Source organism: Cellulomonas sp. (assembly GCF_017744555.1).
Lineage (GTDB): Bacteria > Actinomycetota > Actinomycetes > Actinomycetales > Cellulomonadaceae > Cellulomonas.
Genome location: NZ_JAGIBD010000002.1, coordinates 60946 through 81710 on the forward strand (window position 1 = coordinate 60946; position 20765 = coordinate 81710).

Annotated in this window: 17 protein-coding genes; 9 read left to right on the top strand and 8 right to left on the bottom strand. The window is 72.4% G+C overall.

Annotation, left to right across the window (positions count from 1 at the left end; all coding sequences use genetic code 11):
• Nucleotides 1-16 precede the first annotated feature (16 nt).
• Nucleotides 17-379: a cupin domain-containing protein gene (locus tag J7523_RS02500; RefSeq protein WP_291881803.1), complete on the top strand. Its 363-nt coding sequence runs from the start codon at nucleotides 17-19 to the stop codon at nucleotides 377-379.
• Nucleotides 380-383: 4 nt separating this feature from the next.
• On the opposite strand, the gene J7523_RS02505 is transcribed toward J7523_RS02500, so the two are convergent.
• From J7523_RS02505 to J7523_RS02515, 3 genes are all read right to left on the bottom strand, one after another.
• Complete coding sequence (locus tag J7523_RS02505; RefSeq protein ID WP_291881806.1) at nucleotides 384-884, bottom strand: amino-acid N-acetyltransferase; 501 nt, start codon at nucleotides 882-884, stop codon at nucleotides 384-386.
• A 20-nt stretch (nucleotides 885-904) separates the two neighbouring features.
• Nucleotides 905-2437 (bottom strand): sodium:solute symporter family protein, encoded by a 1533-nt coding sequence (locus J7523_RS02510; protein ID WP_291881808.1) that lies wholly within the window; start codon nucleotides 2435-2437, stop codon nucleotides 905-907.
• Nucleotides 2438-2644: 207 nt separating this feature from the next.
• A complete protein-coding gene (locus J7523_RS02515; protein WP_291881811.1) occupies nucleotides 2645-3295 on the bottom strand; it encodes a TetR/AcrR family transcriptional regulator in 651 nt (216 codons plus the stop codon).
• Between the two features lie 136 nt (nucleotides 3296-3431).
• On the opposite strand from J7523_RS02515, the gene J7523_RS02520 reads away from it, so the two are divergent.
• The 3 genes from J7523_RS02520 to uca are packed head-to-tail and all read left to right on the top strand — an operon-like array spanning nucleotide 3432 to nucleotide 8544.
• Nucleotides 3432-4307: an urea amidolyase associated protein UAAP1 gene (locus J7523_RS02520; protein WP_291881815.1), complete on the top strand. Its 876-nt coding sequence runs from the start codon at nucleotides 3432-3434 to the stop codon at nucleotides 4305-4307.
• Entirely contained in the window at nucleotides 4304-4966 is a 663-nt protein-coding gene (locus J7523_RS02525) for an urea amidolyase associated protein UAAP2 (protein WP_291881818.1), read from the top strand. The genes J7523_RS02520 and J7523_RS02525 overlap by 4 nt, the downstream gene beginning before the upstream one ends.
• Nucleotides 4963-8544 (top strand): urea carboxylase, encoded by a 3582-nt coding sequence (gene uca / locus J7523_RS02530; protein ID WP_291881820.1) that lies wholly within the window; start codon nucleotides 4963-4965, stop codon nucleotides 8542-8544. The genes J7523_RS02525 and uca overlap by 4 nt, the downstream gene beginning before the upstream one ends.
• A 194-nt stretch (nucleotides 8545-8738) precedes the next feature.
• Here the strand turns inward: uca and J7523_RS02535 are convergent, their stop codons facing one another.
• The 3 genes from J7523_RS02535 to J7523_RS02545 form a co-directional block, all read right to left on the bottom strand.
• Nucleotides 8739-8918, bottom strand: a complete 180-nt coding sequence (locus tag J7523_RS02535) for a hypothetical protein (RefSeq protein WP_291881823.1) — start codon at nucleotides 8916-8918, stop codon at nucleotides 8739-8741.
• A gap of 83 nt (nucleotides 8919-9001) precedes the next feature.
• Nucleotides 9002-9916, bottom strand: a complete 915-nt coding sequence (locus tag J7523_RS02540) for a hypothetical protein (RefSeq protein WP_291881825.1) — start codon at nucleotides 9914-9916, stop codon at nucleotides 9002-9004.
• A 246-nt stretch (nucleotides 9917-10162) separates the two neighbouring features.
• Complete coding sequence (locus J7523_RS02545) at nucleotides 10163-11152, bottom strand: sugar-binding domain-containing protein (protein WP_291881827.1); 990 nt, start codon at nucleotides 11150-11152, stop codon at nucleotides 10163-10165.
• Nucleotides 11153-11289: 137 nt separating this feature from the next.
• On the opposite strand from J7523_RS02545, the gene J7523_RS02550 reads away from it, so the two are divergent.
• From J7523_RS02550 to glpK, 3 genes are all read left to right on the top strand, one after another.
• Nucleotides 11290-13101 (top strand): glycerol-3-phosphate dehydrogenase/oxidase, encoded by a 1812-nt coding sequence (locus tag J7523_RS02550; protein WP_291881830.1) that lies wholly within the window; start codon nucleotides 11290-11292, stop codon nucleotides 13099-13101.
• A gap of 92 nt (nucleotides 13102-13193) precedes the next feature.
• Complete coding sequence (locus tag J7523_RS02555) at nucleotides 13194-13943, top strand: MIP/aquaporin family protein (RefSeq protein ID WP_291882299.1); 750 nt, start codon at nucleotides 13194-13196, stop codon at nucleotides 13941-13943.
• 50 nt (nucleotides 13944-13993) lie between these two features.
• Nucleotides 13994-15517: a glycerol kinase GlpK gene (gene glpK, locus J7523_RS02560; protein WP_291881832.1), complete on the top strand. Its 1524-nt coding sequence runs from the start codon at nucleotides 13994-13996 to the stop codon at nucleotides 15515-15517.
• A 105-nt stretch (nucleotides 15518-15622) separates the two neighbouring features.
• On the opposite strand, the gene J7523_RS02565 is transcribed toward glpK, so the two are convergent.
• Complete coding sequence (locus tag J7523_RS02565; protein ID WP_291881836.1) at nucleotides 15623-16195, bottom strand: DUF2231 domain-containing protein; 573 nt, start codon at nucleotides 16193-16195, stop codon at nucleotides 15623-15625.
• 137 nt (nucleotides 16196-16332) lie between these two features.
• Here J7523_RS02565 and J7523_RS02570 point away from each other — a divergent pair, with 137 nt between their 5' ends.
• Nucleotides 16333-17226 (top strand): putative adhesin, encoded by an 894-nt coding sequence (locus J7523_RS02570; RefSeq protein ID WP_291881838.1) that lies wholly within the window; start codon nucleotides 16333-16335, stop codon nucleotides 17224-17226.
• A gap of 39 nt (nucleotides 17227-17265) precedes the next feature.
• Nucleotides 17266-18081 (top strand): hydrolase, encoded by an 816-nt coding sequence (locus J7523_RS02575; RefSeq protein WP_291881839.1) that lies wholly within the window; start codon nucleotides 17266-17268, stop codon nucleotides 18079-18081.
• A 48-nt stretch (nucleotides 18082-18129) separates the two neighbouring features.
• Here the strand turns inward: J7523_RS02575 and J7523_RS02580 are convergent, their stop codons facing one another.
• Nucleotides 18130-20718, bottom strand: a complete 2589-nt coding sequence (locus J7523_RS02580; RefSeq protein ID WP_291881840.1) for an MMPL family transporter — start codon at nucleotides 20716-20718, stop codon at nucleotides 18130-18132.
• Nucleotides 20719-20765: the final 47 nt, after the last annotated feature.

The following is a 20765-nucleotide window of genomic DNA, read 5'->3' on the forward strand; positions in this document are numbered from 1 at the left end:
GCGGCAGGATGCGGGGATGCGCCTGTACGTCACCCCGTCCCGCACCATCGACGCGTTCGGCTCGACGGGCGTCGAGATGGACTTCCTGCCGCCCCTGACCGACGCCGCATCCACGTCGGTGAACGTCGCGCACGTCGCCGCGGGCGGCACGCTCGGCCGGCACCCGGCCGTCCGTCGTCAGGTGTTCGCGGTCGTCGTCGGGACGGGCGAGGTCCAGGTCGACGACGAGCCGCGCCGCCCGGTCGGCCCCGGGACGCTCGTCGTGTGGGAGCCCGGCGAGACGCACCAGACGTGGGCCACGACGGACCTCACGGCCGTGGTCGTCGAGACGTCCGGGGCCCTCGACCTGAGCCCCCACTTCCGGGAGCTCGCTCTGTGACCCGTCAGAGCTCGACGAGCATCCGGGTGTTGCCCAGGGTGTTCGGCTTCACGCGCGCGAGGTCGAGGAACTCCGCGACGCCGTCGTCGTGCGAGCGCAGCAGCTCGGCGTAGACGTCGGGCGTCACGGGCGTGCCCTCGATGATCCCGAAGCCGTGCGACGTGAAGAACGCGACCTCGAACGTCAGGCAGAACACCCGCCGCAGCCCGAGCTCGCGGGCCCGGTCGAGCAGCGCCACCAGCAGCAGGTGCCCGACCCGCTGCCCCCGGTACGCCGGGTCCACGGCGAGCGTGCGGATCTCGGCGAGGTCGTCCCACATGATGTGCAGCGCCCCGCAGCCGACGACCGTGCCGTCGTCGGTGACCGCGACGAGGAACTCCTGCACGGCCTCGTAGTACCCGACCCACTCCTTGGCGAGCAGGATCCGTTGCTCCGCGTAGGGCTGCACGAGGCCCCGGATCGCCCGCACGTCAGCCGGGACCGCCGGCCGAACCTGGATGCTCATGCACCCAATGTAATAGTCACTCACGCCAGGACGGGCACCGTCTCCTCCTCGTCACCTTCGCCGGCTGCGCCGACCGTGGCGCGTGCCGGGGCGACGTCGGTGAGCGCCCACGCCTCCTCGGCGACGGTCCGCGGCCAGACGAACGCCGCGACCAGGTACGACACGAGGGACGCGACCGCCGCGTACATGGTCGGCCAGCCGTCGAACGTCGCGTCGATCCAGGAGTTCTCGATGTAGAGCACGTCGTTCGGCACCCCGTACATGGTGGGCGTCAGGACGAACAGGACGAGCCGCACCGTGAGGCCCACCGCCATCGCCGCGACGGCCGCCCGCGTCCCGCCGCGCTTCCAGAACAGCCCGAGCAGGAACGGCACCACGAGCCCGGCGAGCATGAGGTCGAACGCCAGGGTGAGCAGGATCCCGGTCTGGGCCACCTCGAGCGCGATGAACACACCGAACGCGACGATCGGCAGCATCGCGAGGCGGGTCCACCGCAGCAGCGGGTCCTTCACGCCGGGCTCGTCGACGACGCGCCGCACCCCGAAGATGTTGCGGACCGCGACGGCGGAGGTCGCGAGGATGGCGCCCGACGCCGTCGAGAACGACGCGGCGACGATGCCCGACAGCACCAGGATCGTCAGGCCGGCGGGCGCGTAGTCGTCGAGCAGCGTGAACAGCACGGGCCCGTCGTCGGGGCTGAGGCCGAGCGTCGTCGCGGCGGTCAGGGCGATGAGCCCGTACGCGACGCCGACGAACGCGGTGCCGGCCGACGCGCTGAAGCACGCCCGGCGGGCGATCTGCGGGTTGCGGGCGGCGAAGATCCGCTGCATGAAGTCGATCGCGACGATGTCGCCGATGCCGAGCGCGATGAGCGTCGCCCAGTTGATCGGTGCGCCCGCATCCGTCGAGGTGAGCTGCTCGAGGTCGAACGGGCCGGTGCCGGGGGCGATGTGGAAGCCGATCGTCGAGCCGACCCACCACAGCATCCCGACCGTCGCGACGCCCGTGATCGTGATCTGGATGGCTGCCGTGTACGCGTCGGAGAACATGCCGCCGCCGACCGTGTACGCCAGCACGAGCACGACCGAGATGACGACCCCGACCCAGTAGTCGATGCCCAGGAACCGCTCCAGCAGGAACCCGCAGGCCACGAGGTTGCCGGCCATGAGGATCGCGAACGCGAAGATCATCAGCACGGACGCCGCGATCTCGACGCCGCGCCCGTACCGCACCCGGTAGAAGTCGCCGAGCGTGAACAGCCCCATGCGGTTCATCGGCTTGGCCAGGAAGAGCCCGGTGAGCAGCAGGCAGATCGCCAGCCCGATCGCGAGCGGCGCGCCCGCCCAGAACCCGAAGGACGCGGTCAGGTCGGTGTTCCCGACGGTCGCGTTGGAGTCGACCGCCGCGGCCATGAGCGACGCCGCGACGAGCGGGACGCCGAGCCTGCGCCCGGCGACGAGGTAGTTCGCGCTGTCGCCGTCGACCTTGCGCGCGACGACGATGCCGACGAGCACGACGGCGAGGACGGAGAGCCCGACTCCGGCGATGATCATGGTCGCTCCGGGGTGCTGTGGCCGCGCGGAGTGGGGGCTCCGGGCGGCGGGTCAGGACGAGCCGTCGGAGTTTCTGTCGTCCGACAGGTTCATTGACCACCCGATCCGTGTCGGCTCTGCTGCACCGGTGAAACGCCTGTGTTAAATCACTGACCGCTGTGTCCGCGCACACGCCCGCACACGCGAGGGCGGGCGCGTGCGGGTACGTCAGACGAGCGCGGCGGCCGCTGTCCGGGCGGCCGCGATCCGCTGCTCGTCGCACCCCAGGAGCCGTAGCACCCCGTCGGCCACCGCGTCGGCGACGGCGCCGGCGTCGAGGTCGTCGGAGTCTCGGCGCCGCAGGATCACCGACTCGACGAGCCCGAGCACGAGCGGTCCCTGCTCGGCCCCCGACCCGTCCGGCACGACGGCCGCCGCGAGCTCGTCGTACCTCGCCCGCAACCGGTCGCGCTGCGCGTGGAACTCCGCGAACTGCTCGCCGGCCACCTCGGGCAGCACGTAGAGCGCGCCGAGATTGAGCGGGCCGGACGTGAGCAGCCGGACGTCCGCGTGCGCGAGCGCCCAGAGCCGGGCGTCGGCAGGGTCGGTCGCGGTCGCGGTCGCGAGCGCGTCCGCGAGCTCGACGGACGGGCGGACCGTGCCGAGCAGCAGCTCGAGCAGGATCGCGTCCTTGCCGGCGAAGTGGTGGTAGATCGTCGCCTGCCGGACGCCGGCGCGCTCGGCGACCGACCGGGTGCTGGTCGAGGTGAACCCGACGGTGCAGAACAGGGCGGCGGCGGCGTCGAGCACGTCCTGGCGCGTGTCGCGCTCGCCGTACGGGTCGCCGCTCGCGCGGGGTCGACCGGGTCTGCTAGCCATGGCCCGCCGAACGTATCACCGCCTGGTCAGGGCGCCGTAACGAGAGGTTTACACACCGGTGACCGGGCCGGAACCGCCCCTCGGCATGGTTTTTCTGTCAGACGACAGAAACGTCCCGCACGGACCAGGAGCGGACATGACCACGACGACCGGCCCGACCACCGGCACCGCCACCGGGACCGCCACGACGGCGGGCGCCAAGGCTCACGCCCGTGCGCAGGAAGCGGCCCACCGCGGCCGGGTGACCACCATGCCGACCGTGCCCGCGAGCGCCTGGCCCGACCTCCCGCAGGGCGTCGCCCGCAAGGACCTCGTGCACGCCGAGGTCGTCGCCGGCGGCGGCTACACGCACCTCGTCGTCGCCCGCGGTACGCACGTCCGCCTCACCGACGTCGCCGGCGACGCGTGCGCGCACGTGCTCGCCTACCGGGCCGACCGGCCGTGGGAGCGGCTCAACGTCGCCGACACGGTCAAGGTCCAGTGGCAGGTGTACCTGACGACCGGGCACCTGCTGCTCTCGGACGCCGGCCGGGTGCTGGCGTCGGTCGTCGGCGACACGTCCGGACGGCAGGACGCGCTCTACGGGACGTCGACGCGGGCCCGCAACGAGCAGCGCTACGGCGACGGCTCACCGCACGGCACGTCGCCCGCGGGCCGGGAGCTGTTCGCGGTGGCCGCCGCGAAGCACGGCCTGTCGCGCCGGGACCTGCCGCCGAGCATCTCGTTCTTCCAGGGCGTCCGGATCGACGCGGACGGCCACCCGGTGTTCGAGGGCTCTGCCGGCGCCGGGCGATCCCTCACGATCCGCGCCGAGGCGCCGCTCATCCTGCTCGTCGCGAACACCGCACACCCGCTCGACCCGCGTCCGGAGTTCACCAGCACCCCGCTCGAGGTCCTCGCGTGGAAGGGGCGCGCGGCCGACGAGTCCGACCCCCTGTGGACCGCCACACCCGAGGGCCGCCGCGCCTTCGCCAACACCGTCGCCGACCTGACCGCCCGGGGGATCGCATGACCGCCGACCTGACCGAGCCCGTGCCGAGCGGCGACGTGCTCCGCGACGAGGTCGTCCCCGCACGCGCCCCGTGGTCCGCGGTGGTCGCCGCCGGCGACACGCTGACGATCGTCGACCTGGGCGGCAACCAGGCCGTCGACTTCCTCGTGTACGACGCGCACGACACGGCGCTGCGGTACAGCGCGCCGGACACGATCCAGGCGCAGGACTCGATCTTCCTGACGACGGGCTCGGTGCTGCGCGACTGCGAGCACGGGCCGCTCATGACGGTCACGGCGGACACGTGCGGCCGGCACGACACTCTCGGCGGCGCGTGCTCGAAGGAGTCGAACACGCTGCGCTACGGCCACCACACCGCCGCGCAGCACGCGTGCGCCGAGAACTTCCTCGCGGAGGGCGGCCGGCACGGCCTGGGCAAGCGGGACCTGGTGTCGAACATCAACTGGTACATGAACGTGCCGGTCGACCCCGACGGCGCGCTCGGCATCGTGGACGGCATCTCCGCCCCCGGTCTGTCGGTGTCGCTGCGGGCCGAGCGGGACGTGCTGGTGGTCGTCTCCAACTGCCCGCAGGTCAACAACCCGTGCAACGGCTTCGACCCGACGCCGGTCCGCATGATCGTCACGCGCACCGACCAGAAGGCGGGAGCAACCTCATGACCTTCGACACCCTGCTCGTCGCGAACCGCGGCGAGATCGCCGTCCGGATCCTGCGCACCGCCCGGGAGCTGGGCCTGCGCACGGTCGCGGTGTACTCGGACGCCGACGCGGGCGCCCCGCACGTGCACGACGCGGACGTCGCGGTGCGGCTGGGACCGGCACCGGCGGCCCAGTCGTACCTGCGCGCGGACGCGATCGTCGAGGCGGCCCTCGCGACGGGTGCGGGTGCGATCCACCCGGGCTACGGCTTCCTGTCGGAGAACGCGGGCTTCGCGCGTGCGGCGGAGGCGGCGGGCGTCGCGTTCGTGGGCCCGACGCCTGAGCAGCTCGAGCTGTTCGGCTCCAAGCACACCGCACGCGACGCGGCGCGGGCGGTCGGCATGCCGATGCTCACCGGCACGGGGCTGCTGGACACGCTGGACGACGCGCAGGCGGAGGCGGCGCGCATCGGCTTCCCGGTGATGCTCAAGGCGACGGCCGGCGGTGGTGGCATCGGCATGCGGGCATGCCACTCGCCCGACGAGCTCGCGGCCGCATGGGAGGCGGTGCGGCGCACGGCGGGTGCCGCGTTCGGGTCCGCCGGCGTGTACCTGGAGCGTCTCATCACGGCCGCGCGCCACGTCGAGGTGCAGGTGTTCGGCGACGGTCTCGGCCGGGTCGTCACGCTGGGCGACCGCGACTGCTCGCTGCAGCGCCGCCACCAGAAGGTCGTCGAGGAGGCTCCGGCGCCCGCGCTGCCCGACGAGGTCCGCGAGCGCATCGCGTCCGCCGCGCGGGACCTCGCGGGGTCGGTGGCCTACCGGTCCGCGGGCACGGTCGAGTACGTGTACGACGCGGAGCGCGAGGAGGCCGCGTTCCTCGAGGTCAACACGCGCCTGCAGGTCGAGCACCCGGTCACGGAGGCCGTGTTCGGGGTCGACCTCGTGGCGTGGATGATCCGGCTGGCGCAGGGGGACACGACGGTCGTCGAGACGCCCCTCCACCCCCGGGGGGCCGCGGTCGAGGCCCGCGTGTACGCGGAGAACCCCGACCGCGACCACCTCCCGTCGGCGGGCACCGTCACCGCGTTCGAGACCGCCTCGGGCGCGCGCGTCGACACGTGGGTCGCACCGGGTCTCGAGGTGTCGACGCACTACGACCCGCTGCTGGCCAAGGTCGTCACGGCGGCCGACGACCGTGCCGCCGCGTGGCGCGCGCTCGACGACGCCCTCGCGCAGACCCGCGTCGACGGCATCGCCACCAACCTCGGCCTGCTGCGCACGATCGTGCGGACCCCGGCCGTCGCCGACGCGCTGCACCACACCGGCACGCTCGCCCACCTGCACGACGAGTCGCCCCGCGTGGAGGTCGTGCGACCCGGCATGCTCACGGCCGTCCAGGACTGGCCGGGCCGCACGGGCCTGTGGCACGTCGGCATCCCGCCGTCGGGCCCGATGGACGACCTGTCGTTCCGGCTGGGCAACCGTGCGCTCGGCAACCCCGAGGGTGCGGCGGGCCTGGAGTGCACGATGGCCGGTCCCGAGCTGCGGTTCGTCACGCCCGCGACGGTCATGGTGACGGGTGCCCCGACCCCGGTGACGCTCGACGGTGCACCCGTGCCGCAGTGGGAGCCGGTCGACGTCCCGGCGGGCGGCGTGCTCGCGATCGGCACCCCGACCGCGGGCATGCGGACATACCTGCTGGTCCGCGGCGGCCTCGACGTGCCGCGCGTGCTGGGCTCGGCGTCGACGTTCGACCTCGGCCGGATCGGCGGCGCGACGGGCGTCCCGCTGCGGCCCGGGGACCTGCTGGGCCTGGGCACCGACGCGGACGGCGACGCCGGCCCGGTGCCCGCGGAGGAACGGCCGACGATCACCGGCTCGTGGCTCGTCGGCGCCCTGGAGGGCCCGCACGCGGCGCCGGAGTTCTTCACGCCCGACGACGTCGCCGAGTTCTACGCCGCCACCTGGTCGGTGCACTTCAACTCGGCGCGCACGGGCGTCCGGCTCGTCGGCCCGAAGCCCGCGTGGGCCCGCAGCGACGGCGGCGAGGCCGGTCTGCACCCGTCGAACATCCACGACACCCCGTACGCGGTCGGTGCCGTCGACTACACGGGCGACCTGCCGATCCTGCTGGGCCCCGACGGGCCGTCCCTCGGCGGGTTCACGTGCCCCGCGACGGTCGCGCTCGGCCAGCTCTGGAAGCTCGGGCAGCTCCGCCCGGGCGACGAGGTGCGGTTCGTGCCCGTCGACGAGCCGCAGGCCGACGCGCTGCGCCGGCGGCCGACGGCCACACCGGTGCCGAGCCGGACCGCGCACGACGACGGCGGCATCCTCGCCCGTCGGGAGGGTGACGCGCTCGTCACGTACCGCCGCAACGGCGACGACAACCTGCTCGTCGAGTACGGGGAGATGCGGCTCGACCTGGCCTCCCGGATGCGGGTGCACGCGCTCGCCGACGCGGTGCAGCAGCGCGTCGACCACGACGGGCTGCGTGGCGTCGTCGACGTGACGCCCGGCATCCGCTCGCTGCAGCTGCACGTCGACCCCGACGCGCTCCCCCTGCGCACGGCGCTCGACCTGGTGCAGGAGATCGAGGGGACCCTCCCGTCGACGACCGACCTCGTCGTCCCGTCCCGCACCGTGCACCTCCCCCTCTCGTGGGACGACCCGGCGACGCGCGAGGCGATCGAGCGGTACATGGCGGGCGTACGCGACGACGCCCCGTGGTGCCCGTGGAACATCGAGTTCATCCGCCGCATCAACGGTCTCGGCTCGGTCGACGACGTCTACCGGACCGTGTTCGACGCGTCGTACCTGGTCATGGGCCTCGGCGACGTGTACCTCGGCGCACCCGTCGCGACCCCGCTCGACCCCCGGCACCGGCTCGTGACCACCAAGTACAACCCGGCGCGCACCTGGACCCCGCAGAACGCGGTCGGCATCGGCGGCGCGTACCTGTGCATCTACGGGATGGAAGGTCCGGGCGGCTACCAGTTCGTCGGCCGGACGATCCAGGTGTGGGACACGTACGCCCGGCACCGGCCGTTCGAGCCGGGCACGCCGTGGCTGCTGCGGTTCTTCGACGTGATCCGCTGGTACCCGGTCGGCGCGGACGAGCTGCTCGACATGCGCACCGACATGGCCGCCGGCCGGCTCGACGTCCGCATCGAGGACGGCACGTTCTCGCTCGCCGAGCACGAGCGGTTCCTCGCCGCGAACGCCGACTCGATCGCCGACTTCCAGCGGACACAGTCCGCCGCGTTCGGCACCGAGCGGTCGGCCTGGGAGGCCGCCGGCGAGTTCGACCGCCGCGACCCCGAGCCCGTCCTCGCGGCGGCGGGCACCGACGTCCCCGACGGGTGCGAGGGCGTCGAGGCGCCGTTCGTCGCCACGGTGTTCCGCATCGACGTCCGGCCCGGCGACGTGGTCGAGCCCGGCCAACAGCTCCTCGCCCTGGAGGCCATGAAGATGGAGGCGCCCGTGACGGCGACGGTCGGCGGCACGGTGCTCGACATCGTCGTGACGCCCGGCGACCAGGTGGGCCCGGGCCAGGTCTTGGTCATCGTCGACCCGACCCCCGTCGCGACGGCCGCATGACCGGTCGCATTCCACGGCCGAGATCGGACCCTGCTCACGACGCGAGGCGCGATGTGCGCCTGCGCCCACGGCTGCGACTGACTGCTCTGACTGCTCTGACGGCTCTGACAGCAATGCAAGTGCACCCGTCACGAGCGCCTCCCAGTCGTCGAGCAGGAGCATTCCGCTGGACGACCGGGAGGACCTCATTCACCTCAGGCCGGTGTCGCCCGACGTTCAGAACGTCGTCGGCGCCTCCAGCCGTCGCCGACGAACACCGTCACGACGAACATCGTCGAGCCCACGCCCACCCACGACCCGAAGCTGCCGGTCGCGCGCGCCAGCACAAACCCGGCGGACAACGCCAGCAAGCCGCAAACCACTTGCCCGAGCATCTGTCGACGTCCTCGGAAGTACACAACGCCAGCGCCCGTCGCTAGGCCGATAAGCGTTGCCAGGATGACCAGGGGCCCGTCCGTCACTTGCAGTAGCCTCCCGCTTCGCTGCCACCGTACGGCTGAGGCAGTGCCGTTCCTGATGCATAGACGACGAACTTGATGCACTGGTCGTTGCCCATAGCGTACTGAGCCACGGCCTGGATGATGGAAGCTCCAACAGCGGCGATCGCACCGATCATCGTCCCGGCCGTGATGGTGCCCGCGATCTGCACAGCCGAGGCGCCCGCCGAGACCTTGTTCGTCTCGCTCTTGTTGAAGTACATCGTCTGGTTCCACCAGGTGTGGGTCACCTTCGGGTCAGCGACGACCGGGTAGGTGGTCGTGGATGTCGGCTCGACAACCTGAACGAGCCGGTCTCCCGAGATCCGATAGGACGTCTTGACGACCCGCCCCTTGGCATCCCTCGCCCACGCGGGCGCCACCGTGCCCGCCACGACTGCCACCGAGCCGTCTGCGTTGTTGGCCAGCAGGTCGACGGTGCCGTTCGCCCCCTTCACAGGAGTCAGCCCGGGGAAGGTGTAGGTGAACGAGCGATCCGCGCCCGCTTCGCGTGTGATGGTCTGGAGCCGCACGGAAGCGTCGTCCAGGATCTGGATAGCGGCAGCGACGGAACCTCCGGTGCCGGAGTAGACGACGGTCCCGTCGTTGGCGACGCTTGCCCGCCCACCAACCTGGTCGGGCAGGATGACCTGCACCGCGCCGACCTGCACGGCGCCGTCGGCGGTGCGTGGGGCAGTGATCGTCTGCTCCCGGATGGTCGCGGTCAGACCCGCGGCCGTCGCGGTGACCCGCTGGACCTCACCTTGGTCGGGGGCAACCTGCTCGATGAGCCTGGCGGCGCTCTCTGTGGGGTCTGCGGCGTTGGCCGGCCCCGCAATCAAGGTCAGTGTCAGAGTCGTCGCAACGGTGACGATCCCCGCGATCGTGCTTCTCATGTCTCTCCTAGCAAAGGGTCCGTGGCAGTGCGCCTGTACCGGCGCGGCCACGACGCTAGGAGGATCCGTCCAGGTCCGACGCGCGTTTCCACAGGTTCGAACGGGCAGGTCAAGCACGCCGCGGCACCGTCGCGGCGGCCACGACATCGCACGCCAGCGACCAGAGCTGCGGGACCATCGACCCCGTCCGCGATAGCAGCAGAGTCGCCACCACCGCGGCGGGTCCTCGACTGAGATCAACTGCGTTCACACCTTCGTGCGCACCCGCCGGGGCAGCGGGGGCGCGGCCGCCTCGAGCAGCGCGGTGGCCGTCAGCTCGTCGACGACGAGGTCCGTGACGACCCCGGCACGCAGCGCGGCGAGCAGCGGTGCGACCTTGTTGTCCCCCGCGACGACGCACACCCGCCGGGGCACGTGCTGCAGCTCGTCAGGCGTCGGGCCGGTCGCACGTTCGTTCAGGTGGACGTCCTGCCAGGACCCGTCGGCCCGGAGGAACACGGTGCAGACGTCGCCGACCACGCCCTCCTCGTGCAGCAGCTTCACGTCGGCGTCGTCGAGGTAGCCGGCCGAGTAGACGTGCGACGGCACCGCACCGGCCACGGCGCCGACCGAGAAGACCGCGATGTCGGCGCGGCGCTGCATGTCGAGCACGCGCTTGACGGACCGTTCGCGCCACATGGCGGCCTTGGTGTCGGGGTAGTCGAAGAACGCCGGCACGGAGAAGTGGTGCACGGCCGCCCCGAACGCGGTGCCGAACGACGAGATGAGGTCCGACGCGTACTCGATACCCGACGTGCGCATGTTGGCGGCACCGTTCAGCTGCACGACGGCGGACCCGCGCGTCGGCTTGGGCGCCAGGTAGCGGGACACCGCCGCGAGCGTGGTCCCCCAGGCGACGCCCATGACCATGTCGGAGTCGAACCACGACGACAGCAGGCGGGCCGCGGTCATGCACACCTGGTCGAGGCGCTCGATCTGCGAGGCGGAGTCGGGGACGGGCACGACGTAGGTGTCGATGCCGAACGCCGCGGCGACCGAACGGCCCAGCCCGGGTGCACGGGTGCTCGCGGGGCGCAGCGTGATCTCGACGAGGCCCGCCTGCCTTGCGCGCTTGATGAGCCGTGACACCGTGGACCGGGAGGTCCCGAGGTGCCGCGCGATGACCTCCATCTTGAGGTCTTGCAGGTAGTACATCGACGCCGCCCGCAGGACGTCCTGCTCACGCTCCACGTACATGCGGACCACCCCCCGGTGCCGGCGGCCGGTGCACGTTCGTGCAGCCCGGTTGCGCGTTTGTTCGCCTCATGATGACCATAGCGAGCACGTGTGGAAGACAGCGACACGTAGCGGACGAATCACCCGGGGGACTGCACATGCGCACAGCACCGTTGACGGCACAGGGACGACAGGACGCGCTCGACGCGCTGCGGGCCAGCGCCGACCGCGGCAGCGAGCTCGACGTGCTCGTCATCGGCGGCGGGGTGACGGGTGCGGGGATCGCGCTCGACGCCGTCAGCCGCGGCCTGTCGACGGCGGTCGTCGAGGCGCAGGACTGGGCCAGCGGCACGTCGAGCAGGTCCAGCAAGCTCGTGCACGGCGGCCTGCGCTACCTGCAGATGCTCGACTTCCACCTCGTCCGCGAGGCGCTCACCGAGCGGGACCTGCTGCTCGGCCGGCTCGCGCCGCACCTCGTCAAGCCGGTGCCGTTCCTGTACCCGCTCGAGAACCGCGTCTGGGAGCGCGCGTACGTCGGCGCGGGCGTCGCGCTGTACGACACGCTCGCCACCGTGTCCGGCTCGAAGCGGGCCATGCCGATCCACCGGCACCTCACCCGCAAGGGCATGGAGCGCCGCTTCCCCGACCTGCGGCACGACGCCGCGATCGGCGCGGTCCAGTACTGGGACGCGAGCGTCGACGACGCACGCCTCGTCGAGACCCTCGTCCGCACCGCCGTCTCCTACGGCGCGCACGCCGCGTCCCGCACCCAGGTGGTGGGCCTCCAGACGACGACGGGCGGCGCGGTCACCGGTGCCGAGCTCGTCGACCTCGAGACGGGCGACCGCCTCGACGTCCGCGCCCGGCACGTCATCAACGCGACCGGCGTGTGGACCGAGCAGACCGAGGCGCTCGCCGGGTCCGAGGGCGGCCTGCGCGTGCTCGCCAGCAAGGGCATCCACATCGTCGTCCCGCGCAGCCGCATCGCCGGCGACACCGGCCTGATCCTGCAGACCGAGAAGTCGGTGCTGTTCATCATCCCGTGGTCGCGGTACTGGGTGATCGGCACGACCGACACCCCGTGGGAGCAGGAGCTCACGCACCCCGTCGCGACGAGCGCCGACATCGACTACGTCATCGAGCACGCCAACACGGTGCTCTCCCGGCCGATCAGCCGCGAGGACGTCATCGGCACGTGGGCCGGGCTGCGGCCGCTGCTGCAGCCGCACGTCAAGGAGGGCACGTCGTCGGCGAAGGTGTCCCGCGAGCACACCGTCGCGGCGCCCGCCCCCGGCCTCACCGTGATCGCGGGCGGCAAGCTGACCACGTACCGCGTCATGGCGAAGGACGCCGTGGACTTCGCGATCGGGTCGCGCGCGACGAGCCTGCCGTCCATCACGCACGACCTGCCGCTCGTCGGCGCCGAGGGCCTCCAGGTGTTCCAGCGGCAGGCCCGCGCGATCGGTACCCGGTACGGGTGGGACCGGCCCCGCATGGACCACCTGCTCCACCGCTACGGCTCGTTGCTCGGCGAGATCATCGACCTCGTCGACGTGAACCCGTCCCTCGCGAACCCGCTCAAGGGCGCTCCCGCGTACATCGGCGCGGAGATCGTCTACGCCGCGAGCCACGAGGGTGCGCTGCACCTCGACGACGTCCTCATGCACCGGACCCGGCTCAACTACGAGCAGGCCGACAAGGGCGTGGGCGCGCTCGACGAGATCGCCGACCTCGTCGGGCCGGTGCTCGGCTGGGACGAGCGCACCCGCAGCCGCGAGATCGAGGCGTACACCGCACGCGCCGAAGCCGAGGAGGCCGCCGCGCTGCAGCCCGACGACGCCGCCGCCGAGCGCGTCCGCCTGCGCGCCGTCGACCTGGCACCGATGCAGGGCCTCGGCGACGAGGTGGGCGCCGGCACCAAGCCCGGGTCGCCCGCGGGCCGCGGCTCGTCCGGCCCCGTCGGCACCTGAGCGCAGCGGGAACCACCGAAGACCCCCCGCGCCCCGTCGCGGGGCGCACGTGACAACGACGTCAACAGAAGGGGTAGCTCGTGGACACTCTCATGTCCCACGCGTTCGTCTCCGAGATCCTCGGCACCGGGATGCTGGTCCTCCTCGGTACCGGTGTGGTCGCGAACGTGATCCTGCCGGTGAACAAGGGATTCAACGGCGGCTGGCTCCTCATCAACTTCGGATGGGGCCTCGCCGTGTTCGCCGGTGTCTACACCGCCTTCAAGTCCGGTGCGCACCTCAACCCCGCCGTCACGCTCGGCCTGCTCGCGGCCGACGCACCGTTCGCCACCCTCACCGGGCCGGGCGGCGACGTCACGGCCACCATCAACCCGACGGTCGGCAACGCGTTCTGGTACATCCTCGCGGAGTTCATCGGCGCGTTCCTCGGCGCCGTCCTGTGCTACCTCGCCTACAAGAAGCACTTCGACGAGGACGCCGACCCCGGCGTCAAGCTCGCCGTGTTCTCGACCGGTCCCGCGATCCGCTCCTACACGTGGAACCTCATCACCGAGATCATCGGCACCTTCGTCCTCGTGTTCGTCGTCATCGCGTTCGGCAAGACCCCGTCGGGCCTCGGCCCGCTCGCCGTCGCGCTGCTCGTGGTCGGCATCGGCGCGAGCCTCGGTGGCCCCACCGGCTACGCCATCAACCCCGCACGTGACCTCGGCCCGCGCATCGCGCACTTCGTCCTGCCGATCCGCGGCAAGGGCTCGAGCGACTGGTCGTACTCCTGGGTGCCCGTGCTCGGCCCCGTCATCGGCGGCGTGCTCGCCGGCCTGGCGGGCGCCGCCTACACGTGACCGGCAGCCACCTCCCACCCGAAGACCCCCGGAAGGAACGAGACCGCACCATGCCCGACACCCAGTACGTCCTCGCCATCGACCAGGGCACGACGAGCTCCCGCGCGATCGTCTTCGACCACGGCGGCCAGATCGTGTCCGTCGGCCAGAAGGAGCACGAGCAGATCTTCCCCAGGGCCGGATGGGTCGAGCACGACCCCGAGGAGATCTGGACGAACATCCGCGAGGTCGTCGGCCTCGCGCTGACCCGTGCGAACCTCACGCACCGCGACCTCGCGGCCGTCGGCATCACCAACCAGCGTGAGACGGCGGTCGTGTGGGACCGCACCACCGGCAAGCCGGTGTACAACGCGATCGTCTGGCAGGACACGCGCACGGCCAAGATCGCCGACGAGCTGGGGGCGCTCGGCGGCGGCGCGGAACGCTACAAGGACCGGGTCGGCCTGCCGCTCGCGACGTACTTCTCCGGCCCGAAGGTCAAGTGGATCCTCGACAACGTCGACGGTGCCCGTGAGAAGGCCGAGCGCGGCGACCTCGCGTTCGGCAACACCGACGCGTGGGTGCTGTGGAACATGACGGGCGGCATCGACGGCGGCGTGCACGTCACCGACGTCACGAACGCGTCCCGCACGATGCTCATGAACCTCGACAGCCTCACGTGGAACGAGGAGATCGCCGGCGACATGGGCATCCCCGTGTCGATGCTCCCGGAGATCCGCTCGTCGTCCGAGGTGTACGGCAAGGGCCGCGAGGGCGGCATGCTGCCGGGCGTGCCGATCGCGGGCATCCTCGGCGACCAGCAGGCCGCGACGTTCGGGCAGGCGTGCTTCGAGGTCGGCCACGCGAAGAACACGTACGGCACGGGCAACTTCATGCTGCTCAACACCGGCACGTCACCGGTCCCGTCGAAGAACGGGCTGCTCACCACGCTCTGCTACAAGATCGGCGACGCCCCTGCGGTCTACGCGCTCGAGGGCTCCATCGCCGTGACGGGCTCGCTCGTGCAGTGGCTGCGCGACAACCTCGGGATCATCAGCTCCGCGCCCGAGATCGAGGAGCTCGCCAAGACGGTCGAGGACAACGGCGGCGCGTACTTCGTGCCGGCGTTCTCGGGCCTGTTCGCGCCGTACTGGAAGTCCGACGCACGCGGCGCGCTCGTCGGGCTCACCCGGTACGTCAACAAGGGCCACATCGCCCGTGCCGCGCTGGAGGCCACCGCCTTCCAGACCCGCGAGGTGCTCGACGCCATGAACGCCGACTCCGGGGTGGACCTCACCGAGCTCAAGGTCGACGGCGGCATGGTCGCCGACGAGACGCTCATGCAGTTCCAGGCCGACATCCTCGGCGTCGACGTGGTCCGTCCCAAGGTCGCCGAGACGACCGCGCTCGGCGCCGCGTACGCCGCCGGCATCGCCGTCGGGTTCTGGTCGGGCGAGCAGGACGTCATCGACAACTGGGCCGAGGACAAGCGCTGGTCCCCCGCGATGGACACGGGCGAGCGCGACCGGCAGTACCGGCTCTGGAAGAAGGCCGTCACGCGGACCTTCGACTGGGTGGACGACGACGTGAGCTAGGGGCCGCTCACGCCCGAGGGCCGGAGCGCGCACCGAGGGGACGCTGCGCACCGGCGAACGACGGAGGCCGGGTGCCGGGCACGTGCACCCGGCCTTCGCCGTGCCCTAGACGGCGGGCGCGGTGGCCGCGGTCCGCGCGTCCGGGTCCGCCGCCTCGGGCGGCGGGGACTTGAGCGCGAACGACATGTGGCCGCCCAGGTACCCGCTGGCGCCGAGCACCCCGGCGCCGACCAGCGCCGTCACGACGCCCGCCGTGCGCGCACCGGACCGCCGCAGCGTCCACGACGTCGCGTAGAGCGCGAGCGCGGTCACGTTGAGGACGGCGTGCACGGCCCCGACCCGCTGGACCCGCCGGTCGCCCAGCGACCAGTCGGCGAGGCCGGTCAGCGCCGTCGGCGCCGCCGCGAGGATCCCCAGCCCGACGAGCCGGTCCGCCGCCTTGCGCGACGACCGTGGCGCGAGCAGGTCCAGCACCGACGCGGACGCCCAGAAGCCGATCGGCAGGTCCGTGAGCAGCGGGTGGGCCGCGTGGCCGAGCGGCTCGCCCTGCAGCAGGCGCCGCCGGGTCGGGTCGCCGAGCACGACGTCCGCGACCGGCCGCATCAGCGCCACGACCCGGTCGGCGGCGGTCAGGTCCTCGGCGACGTGCGCGAGACGCACGAGCGGGTTGTCCGGCATGGTGCACGCTCCTCGACGGCTGCCGGGCGCGCTGCTGCACCGATCCGACGAGCATCCCAGCGGGGGCACGTCGCCGCATCCGGCCCGCGACACCTGCCGCCCGCGCGCTCGCGCGGCGATCCTGCGATCCTGGCGGCATGGCGCGGGGGGCGCGGGAGCAGGGCACGGACCACGGTGGCGAGCAGGACGGCGGCGGGGCGCGGGCCCGACGCCCCGAGGCCGTGCCGGGCGTGTCTCCCGGGGTTCCGTCGCTCGTCGGCCTGCAGCAGACGGCGGGCAACGCGGCCGTCTCCGCGCTGCTCGCCGGGTACGGGTCGGGACGTCGTGCCGTGCAACGCACCCGGGTCGACCTCGGCGGCGGCCCGGTCCCGGGCTCGGCGGAGGAGGACACCGTCACCTTCCAGCACGCCGTCGCGGCGCACTATCCGTCCCGCGGCCCGTCGGTGTTCGCCACCCTCCACGACGCGTTCTCCGCGCTGCCCGCCCGCAGCGAGTGGGACGAGCGCCAGATGACCTGGCTGCGCACGACGTTCCACCAGGTGTACGGCACCGTCATCAGCGGCCACGGCGCGATCAACCGGCAGATGCTCGCCAAGCAGCCGGTCGAGGGCACCCGGCGACGCGGCGGCGGCACGACGTTCAAGGTCCCGGACGGCGTGCACCTCGTCTTCTACCTGCCCGACGGGGCACTGCTGGAGCAGCGCGTCGCGAACGCGATCGAGCTGGGCAACCCGCCTTCGGCAGGCGACGTGCACCTCCTCCAGAACGGCGGGACGGTCACGAAGCCGGTGCCGCAGCCGTACCCCGAGGTCGTCGGACCCGGCGAGGAGGCGGAGAACTACACGGTCAGCCCGCCCCTCGGCCTCACGGTCCGCGGCGGGGCGATCACCGTCCAGGAGAACACGCTGCTGTCCGTGCTCGTCACGCAGATCGCGGCGAGGGGCGGCGGCGTCGTCCACTTCGCCTGCTGCAAGCGCACCCTGCCCGGCCGGAAGGACTGGACCGGGTACCTGCTCGAGTTCACGGCGTAGCCGACGCGCGCGTCGGTGCCCCGTGCCATGCTCGGCGGCATGACCTGGGCGATCTGTCGCACGTGTGCCGTGGAGAACGCCGGACGGCCGGAGGTGTGCCCGATCTGCGCGGACGAGCGGCAGTGGGTCCCCGCCGACGGGACGCACTGGACGACGCTCGGCGAGCTGCAGGCCGAGGGGCACGACGTCGCGGTCGTCGAGCTGGAACCTGACCTGTTCGGGTTGTCGGCGACCCCCGGCGTCGGCATCGCTCAGCAGGCCAAGCTGCTCCGCACGTCCGACGGCGTGCTGCTGTGGGACCCGATCGGCTACCTCGACGACGAGGCGGTCGACGCGGTGCGGGCCGTCGGCGACGTCGTCGCGGTCGTCGCGAGCCACCCGCACATGTACGGGGTGCAGGTCGAGTGGAGCCGCGCGCTCGGCGGCGTGCCGGTGCTGGTCGCCGAGGCGGACGCCGGGTGGGTGCAACGACCCGACGCGGTCATCGAGACGTGGACCGGCGAGCGTGAGGTGCTGCCGGGTGTCGTCCTGTCGCAGCCGGGCGGGCACTTCCCCGGCAGCGCCGTCGTGCACTGGGCCGCCGGGGCGGAGGGCCGCGGGGTGCTGCTCGCGGGCGACACGATCATGGCGAACCCCGACCGGACGTCGGTGAGCTTCATGCGCAGCTACCCGAACCGGCTCCCGCTCTCCGGTGCCGTCGCGCTACGGCTGGCCGAGCACGTGGCGGCCCGACCCTTCGACCGGCTCTACAACAACTTCGACGGCGTGGTCCCGGCGGACGCGCTGGCCGTCGTCCATCGTTCCGCCGACCGGCACGCCGCCTGGGTCCGCGGGGACTTCGACGACCTGACGTGACCGCGCCGCCCGTCCCGAGCGGGAGCGAGCGGCGCAGCGGGGTGCGGGTCAGGCGGTCGTGGCCGGCTCGGCCTCGGCGTCGAGCTCGTGCTCGTGCGGGTGGCGGCGCTCCAGGGCGGCGCCCTCGACGTCCACGTCGGGCAGGACCCTGTCGAGCCAGCGCGGCAGCCACCACGCCTTGTCGCCGACGAGGTGCATGAGCGCCGGGATGAGCACCATGCGCACGACGAACGCGTCGACGAGCACCCCGAACGCGAGCGCGAACCCGATGGGCCGGATCATCGCCGCGTGCGAGAACACGAACCCGCCGAACACCGAGATCATGATGATCGCGGCGGCCGTGACGACGGACCGACCGGCCCGCAGTCCCTGCACGACCGCGATGCGCGCGGGTGCCCCGTGCGCGTACGCCTCGCGCATGCCGGACCCGAGGAACAGCTGGTAGTCCATCGCGAGGCCGAACAGGATGCCGACCAGGATCGTCGGCAGGAAGTTGAGCACCGGGCCGGGCGTCTCGACTCCGAACACGCCGCCGAGCCAGCCCCACTGGTAGATCGCGACGACCCCGCCGAGCGCGGCGAAGAACGACAGGATGAACCCGAGCGTCGCGACGACCGGCACGAAGATCGACCGGAACACGAGCACCAGGATGAGCAGCGACAGGCCGACGACGACGGCGAGGTAGGTGGGCAGCGCGTCGGCGAGCGTCGCGGAGACGTCGATGTTGCCGCTGGCCTGGCCGGCGACACCGATGGTCACGCCGTCGTCGAGCGTGAGGTCGCGCAGCGTGTTCACCAGGTCCTCGGTCGACTCGCTCGTCGGGCCCTCCTTCGGGATGACCTGGAACGCGATCGTCGTGCCGTCCTGCGACGTGCCGATGGGCGCGACCGCGACCACGTCGTCCTGGTCGAAGATCTGTCGCGCGATCGCCGCCTGCGTGACGGTCTCCTGGCCCTCGGCCGGGGCCTTCGGCAGCTCGGCCACGACGAGCAGCGTGCCGTTCTGGCCCTCGCCGAACCGCTGCTCGATGGTCGAGTAGGCGTGGTACTGGGTCGACTCGTGCGGCTCGGTCGCGCCGTCCGGCAGGCCGAGGCGCAGCTCCAGCGCGGGCAGCGCGACGACGACGAGCGCGCCGATGCACGCGAGCGCGCGCACCACGGCTCCGGGCGTCGACATGGGCCGCAGCGGCTTCGTGGTGGTCGGCACGGGTGCGCCGGCCTCTCCGCTCGCCGCGAGGGCGGCCCGCTCACGCTTGTTCAGCACGCGCATCCCGACGAGCGCGAGCAGCGCGGGGGTCATCGTCACCGCGATGAGCACCGCGACGAGCACGCAGAACGCGCCGACGCTGCCCATCAGCCCGAGGAACGGGATGCCGGTGATGTTGAGCGCGACGAGCGCGATGAGCACGGTCGTCCCCGCGAACACGACGGCGTTGCCGGACGTGCCGTTCGCGAGCCCGATCGACTCGTGCACGTCGTAGCCCTGCTTCAGCTGCCGTCGGTGGCGGTTGATGATGAACAGCGAGTAGTCGATGCCGACGGCCAGGCCGAGCATGAGGCCGAGCATCGGCGTGACCGAGACCATCTCGATGACGCCCGACAGCGACATCGCACCGAGCGCACCGATGCCGACGCCGATGATGGCGGTGAGGATCGGCAGACCGGCCGCGACGAACGTGCCGAGCACGACGACGAGCACGACGCCGGCGACGACGACACCGAGCACCTCGCCGACCCCCAGCAGCTCGGGCACGCCGCCCGCGATCTCGGTGGAGAATTCGACGTCGACGCCCTCGACGGGCTCGGCGGTGAAGGCGGCCATGAGGTCGTCCTTCGTCTCCTGCGACAGGTCCAGCTGCGGGACGGTGAACGTCACGGGGGCGACCGCGGCGTTGTCGTCCGCGGAGACCAACCGGATCTCGGTGGCCATGTCGAGCAGCGCGGCACCGGCCTCGAGCTGCGGCTCCTTCGCCTCGAGCTCGGCCGTGCCGGCGTCGAGCTGGGCCTGCTGCGCCTCGACGGCGGCGCGCTGGGCGTCGAGCTGCGCCTGCTGGGCGTCGAGCTCGGCCTGCTGCGCGTCGATCTGCGGGGTCTGCCGCGGGCTGAGCCCCGCCGCCTCCGCCTGGACGCGGGCGGCGTCGATCTGCGCCTGGCCCGCGTCGATCTGCGCCTGGCCCGCCTCGAGCTGGTCCTTGCCCGCGTCGAGCTGCGCCTGGCCGTCCTCGAGCTGCGTCCGGGCCTGGGCGACCTGCGCCTCGCCGTCCGCGACCTGCTGAGCCTGCTCCTCGAGCTGCGCCTGCGTGGCGAACGGGTCGACGACCTGCTCGACGCCCTCGACGTCGGACGCGGCGGCCACCCGCGCCGAGATCGCGGCCTGCTGGGCGGCGGTGAACGCGGAGCCGTCCTGCGTGGAGAACACGACGGTCCCGCTGCCGCCGGCGGCCTCGGGCAGCTCGCTCGCAAGCTTGTCGGTGACCTCGGCCGTCGGGGTGTCCGGGATCGAGAAGCTGCTCGCGAGCGTGCCACCGGCGACGGCGAACGCGATGCCCACGGCGACGAGCACCGCGAACCACGTGGCGACGACGGTCTTGGCGCGGCGGGCGGAGGTGCGGCCCAGGCGGTACAGGAGCTCAGCCATGGTGGTCTTCCGGTCGGGACGGTCGCCGGGTGCGGCGGTGTGGTCGA

Excerpts from the sequence above, each read along its gene's own strand:
- J7523_RS02515 (WP_291881811.1), bottom strand. The coding sequence starts at position 3,295 with ATGGCTAGCAGACCCGGTCGACCCCGCGCGAGCGGCGACCCGTACGGC.
- J7523_RS02570 (WP_291881838.1), top strand. The coding sequence starts at position 16,333 with ATGGCGCGGGGGGCGCGGGAGCAGGGCACGGACCACGGTGGCGAGCAG.
- J7523_RS02535 (WP_291881823.1), bottom strand. The coding sequence starts at position 8,918 with ATGCTCGGGCAAGTGGTTTGCGGCTTGCTGGCGTTGTCCGCCGGGTTT.
- J7523_RS02580 (WP_291881840.1), bottom strand. The coding sequence starts at position 20,718 with ATGGCTGAGCTCCTGTACCGCCTGGGCCGCACCTCCGCCCGCCGCGCC.
- J7523_RS02540 (WP_291881825.1), bottom strand. The coding sequence starts at position 9,916 with ATGAGAAGCACGATCGCGGGGATCGTCACCGTTGCGACGACTCTGACA.
- J7523_RS02545 (WP_291881827.1), bottom strand. The coding sequence starts at position 11,152 with ATGTACGTGGAGCGTGAGCAGGACGTCCTGCGGGCGGCGTCGATGTAC.
- J7523_RS02565 (WP_291881836.1), bottom strand. The coding sequence starts at position 16,195 with ATGCCGGACAACCCGCTCGTGCGTCTCGCGCACGTCGCCGAGGACCTG.
- J7523_RS02505 (WP_291881806.1), bottom strand. The coding sequence starts at position 884 with ATGAGCATCCAGGTTCGGCCGGCGGTCCCGGCTGACGTGCGGGCGATC.
- J7523_RS02520 (WP_291881815.1), top strand. The coding sequence starts at position 3,432 with ATGACCACGACGACCGGCCCGACCACCGGCACCGCCACCGGGACCGCC.
- J7523_RS02555 (WP_291882299.1), top strand. The coding sequence starts at position 13,194 with ATGTCCCACGCGTTCGTCTCCGAGATCCTCGGCACCGGGATGCTGGTC.
- J7523_RS02550 (WP_291881830.1), top strand. The coding sequence starts at position 11,290 with ATGCGCACAGCACCGTTGACGGCACAGGGACGACAGGACGCGCTCGAC.
- glpK (WP_291881832.1), top strand. The coding sequence starts at position 13,994 with ATGCCCGACACCCAGTACGTCCTCGCCATCGACCAGGGCACGACGAGC.
- J7523_RS02500 (WP_291881803.1), top strand. The coding sequence starts at position 17 with ATGCGCCTGTACGTCACCCCGTCCCGCACCATCGACGCGTTCGGCTCG.
- J7523_RS02510 (WP_291881808.1), bottom strand. The coding sequence starts at position 2,437 with ATGATCATCGCCGGAGTCGGGCTCTCCGTCCTCGCCGTCGTGCTCGTC.
- J7523_RS02575 (WP_291881839.1), top strand. The coding sequence starts at position 17,266 with ATGACCTGGGCGATCTGTCGCACGTGTGCCGTGGAGAACGCCGGACGG.
- J7523_RS02525 (WP_291881818.1), top strand. The coding sequence starts at position 4,304 with ATGACCGCCGACCTGACCGAGCCCGTGCCGAGCGGCGACGTGCTCCGC.
- uca (WP_291881820.1), top strand. The coding sequence starts at position 4,963 with ATGACCTTCGACACCCTGCTCGTCGCGAACCGCGGCGAGATCGCCGTC.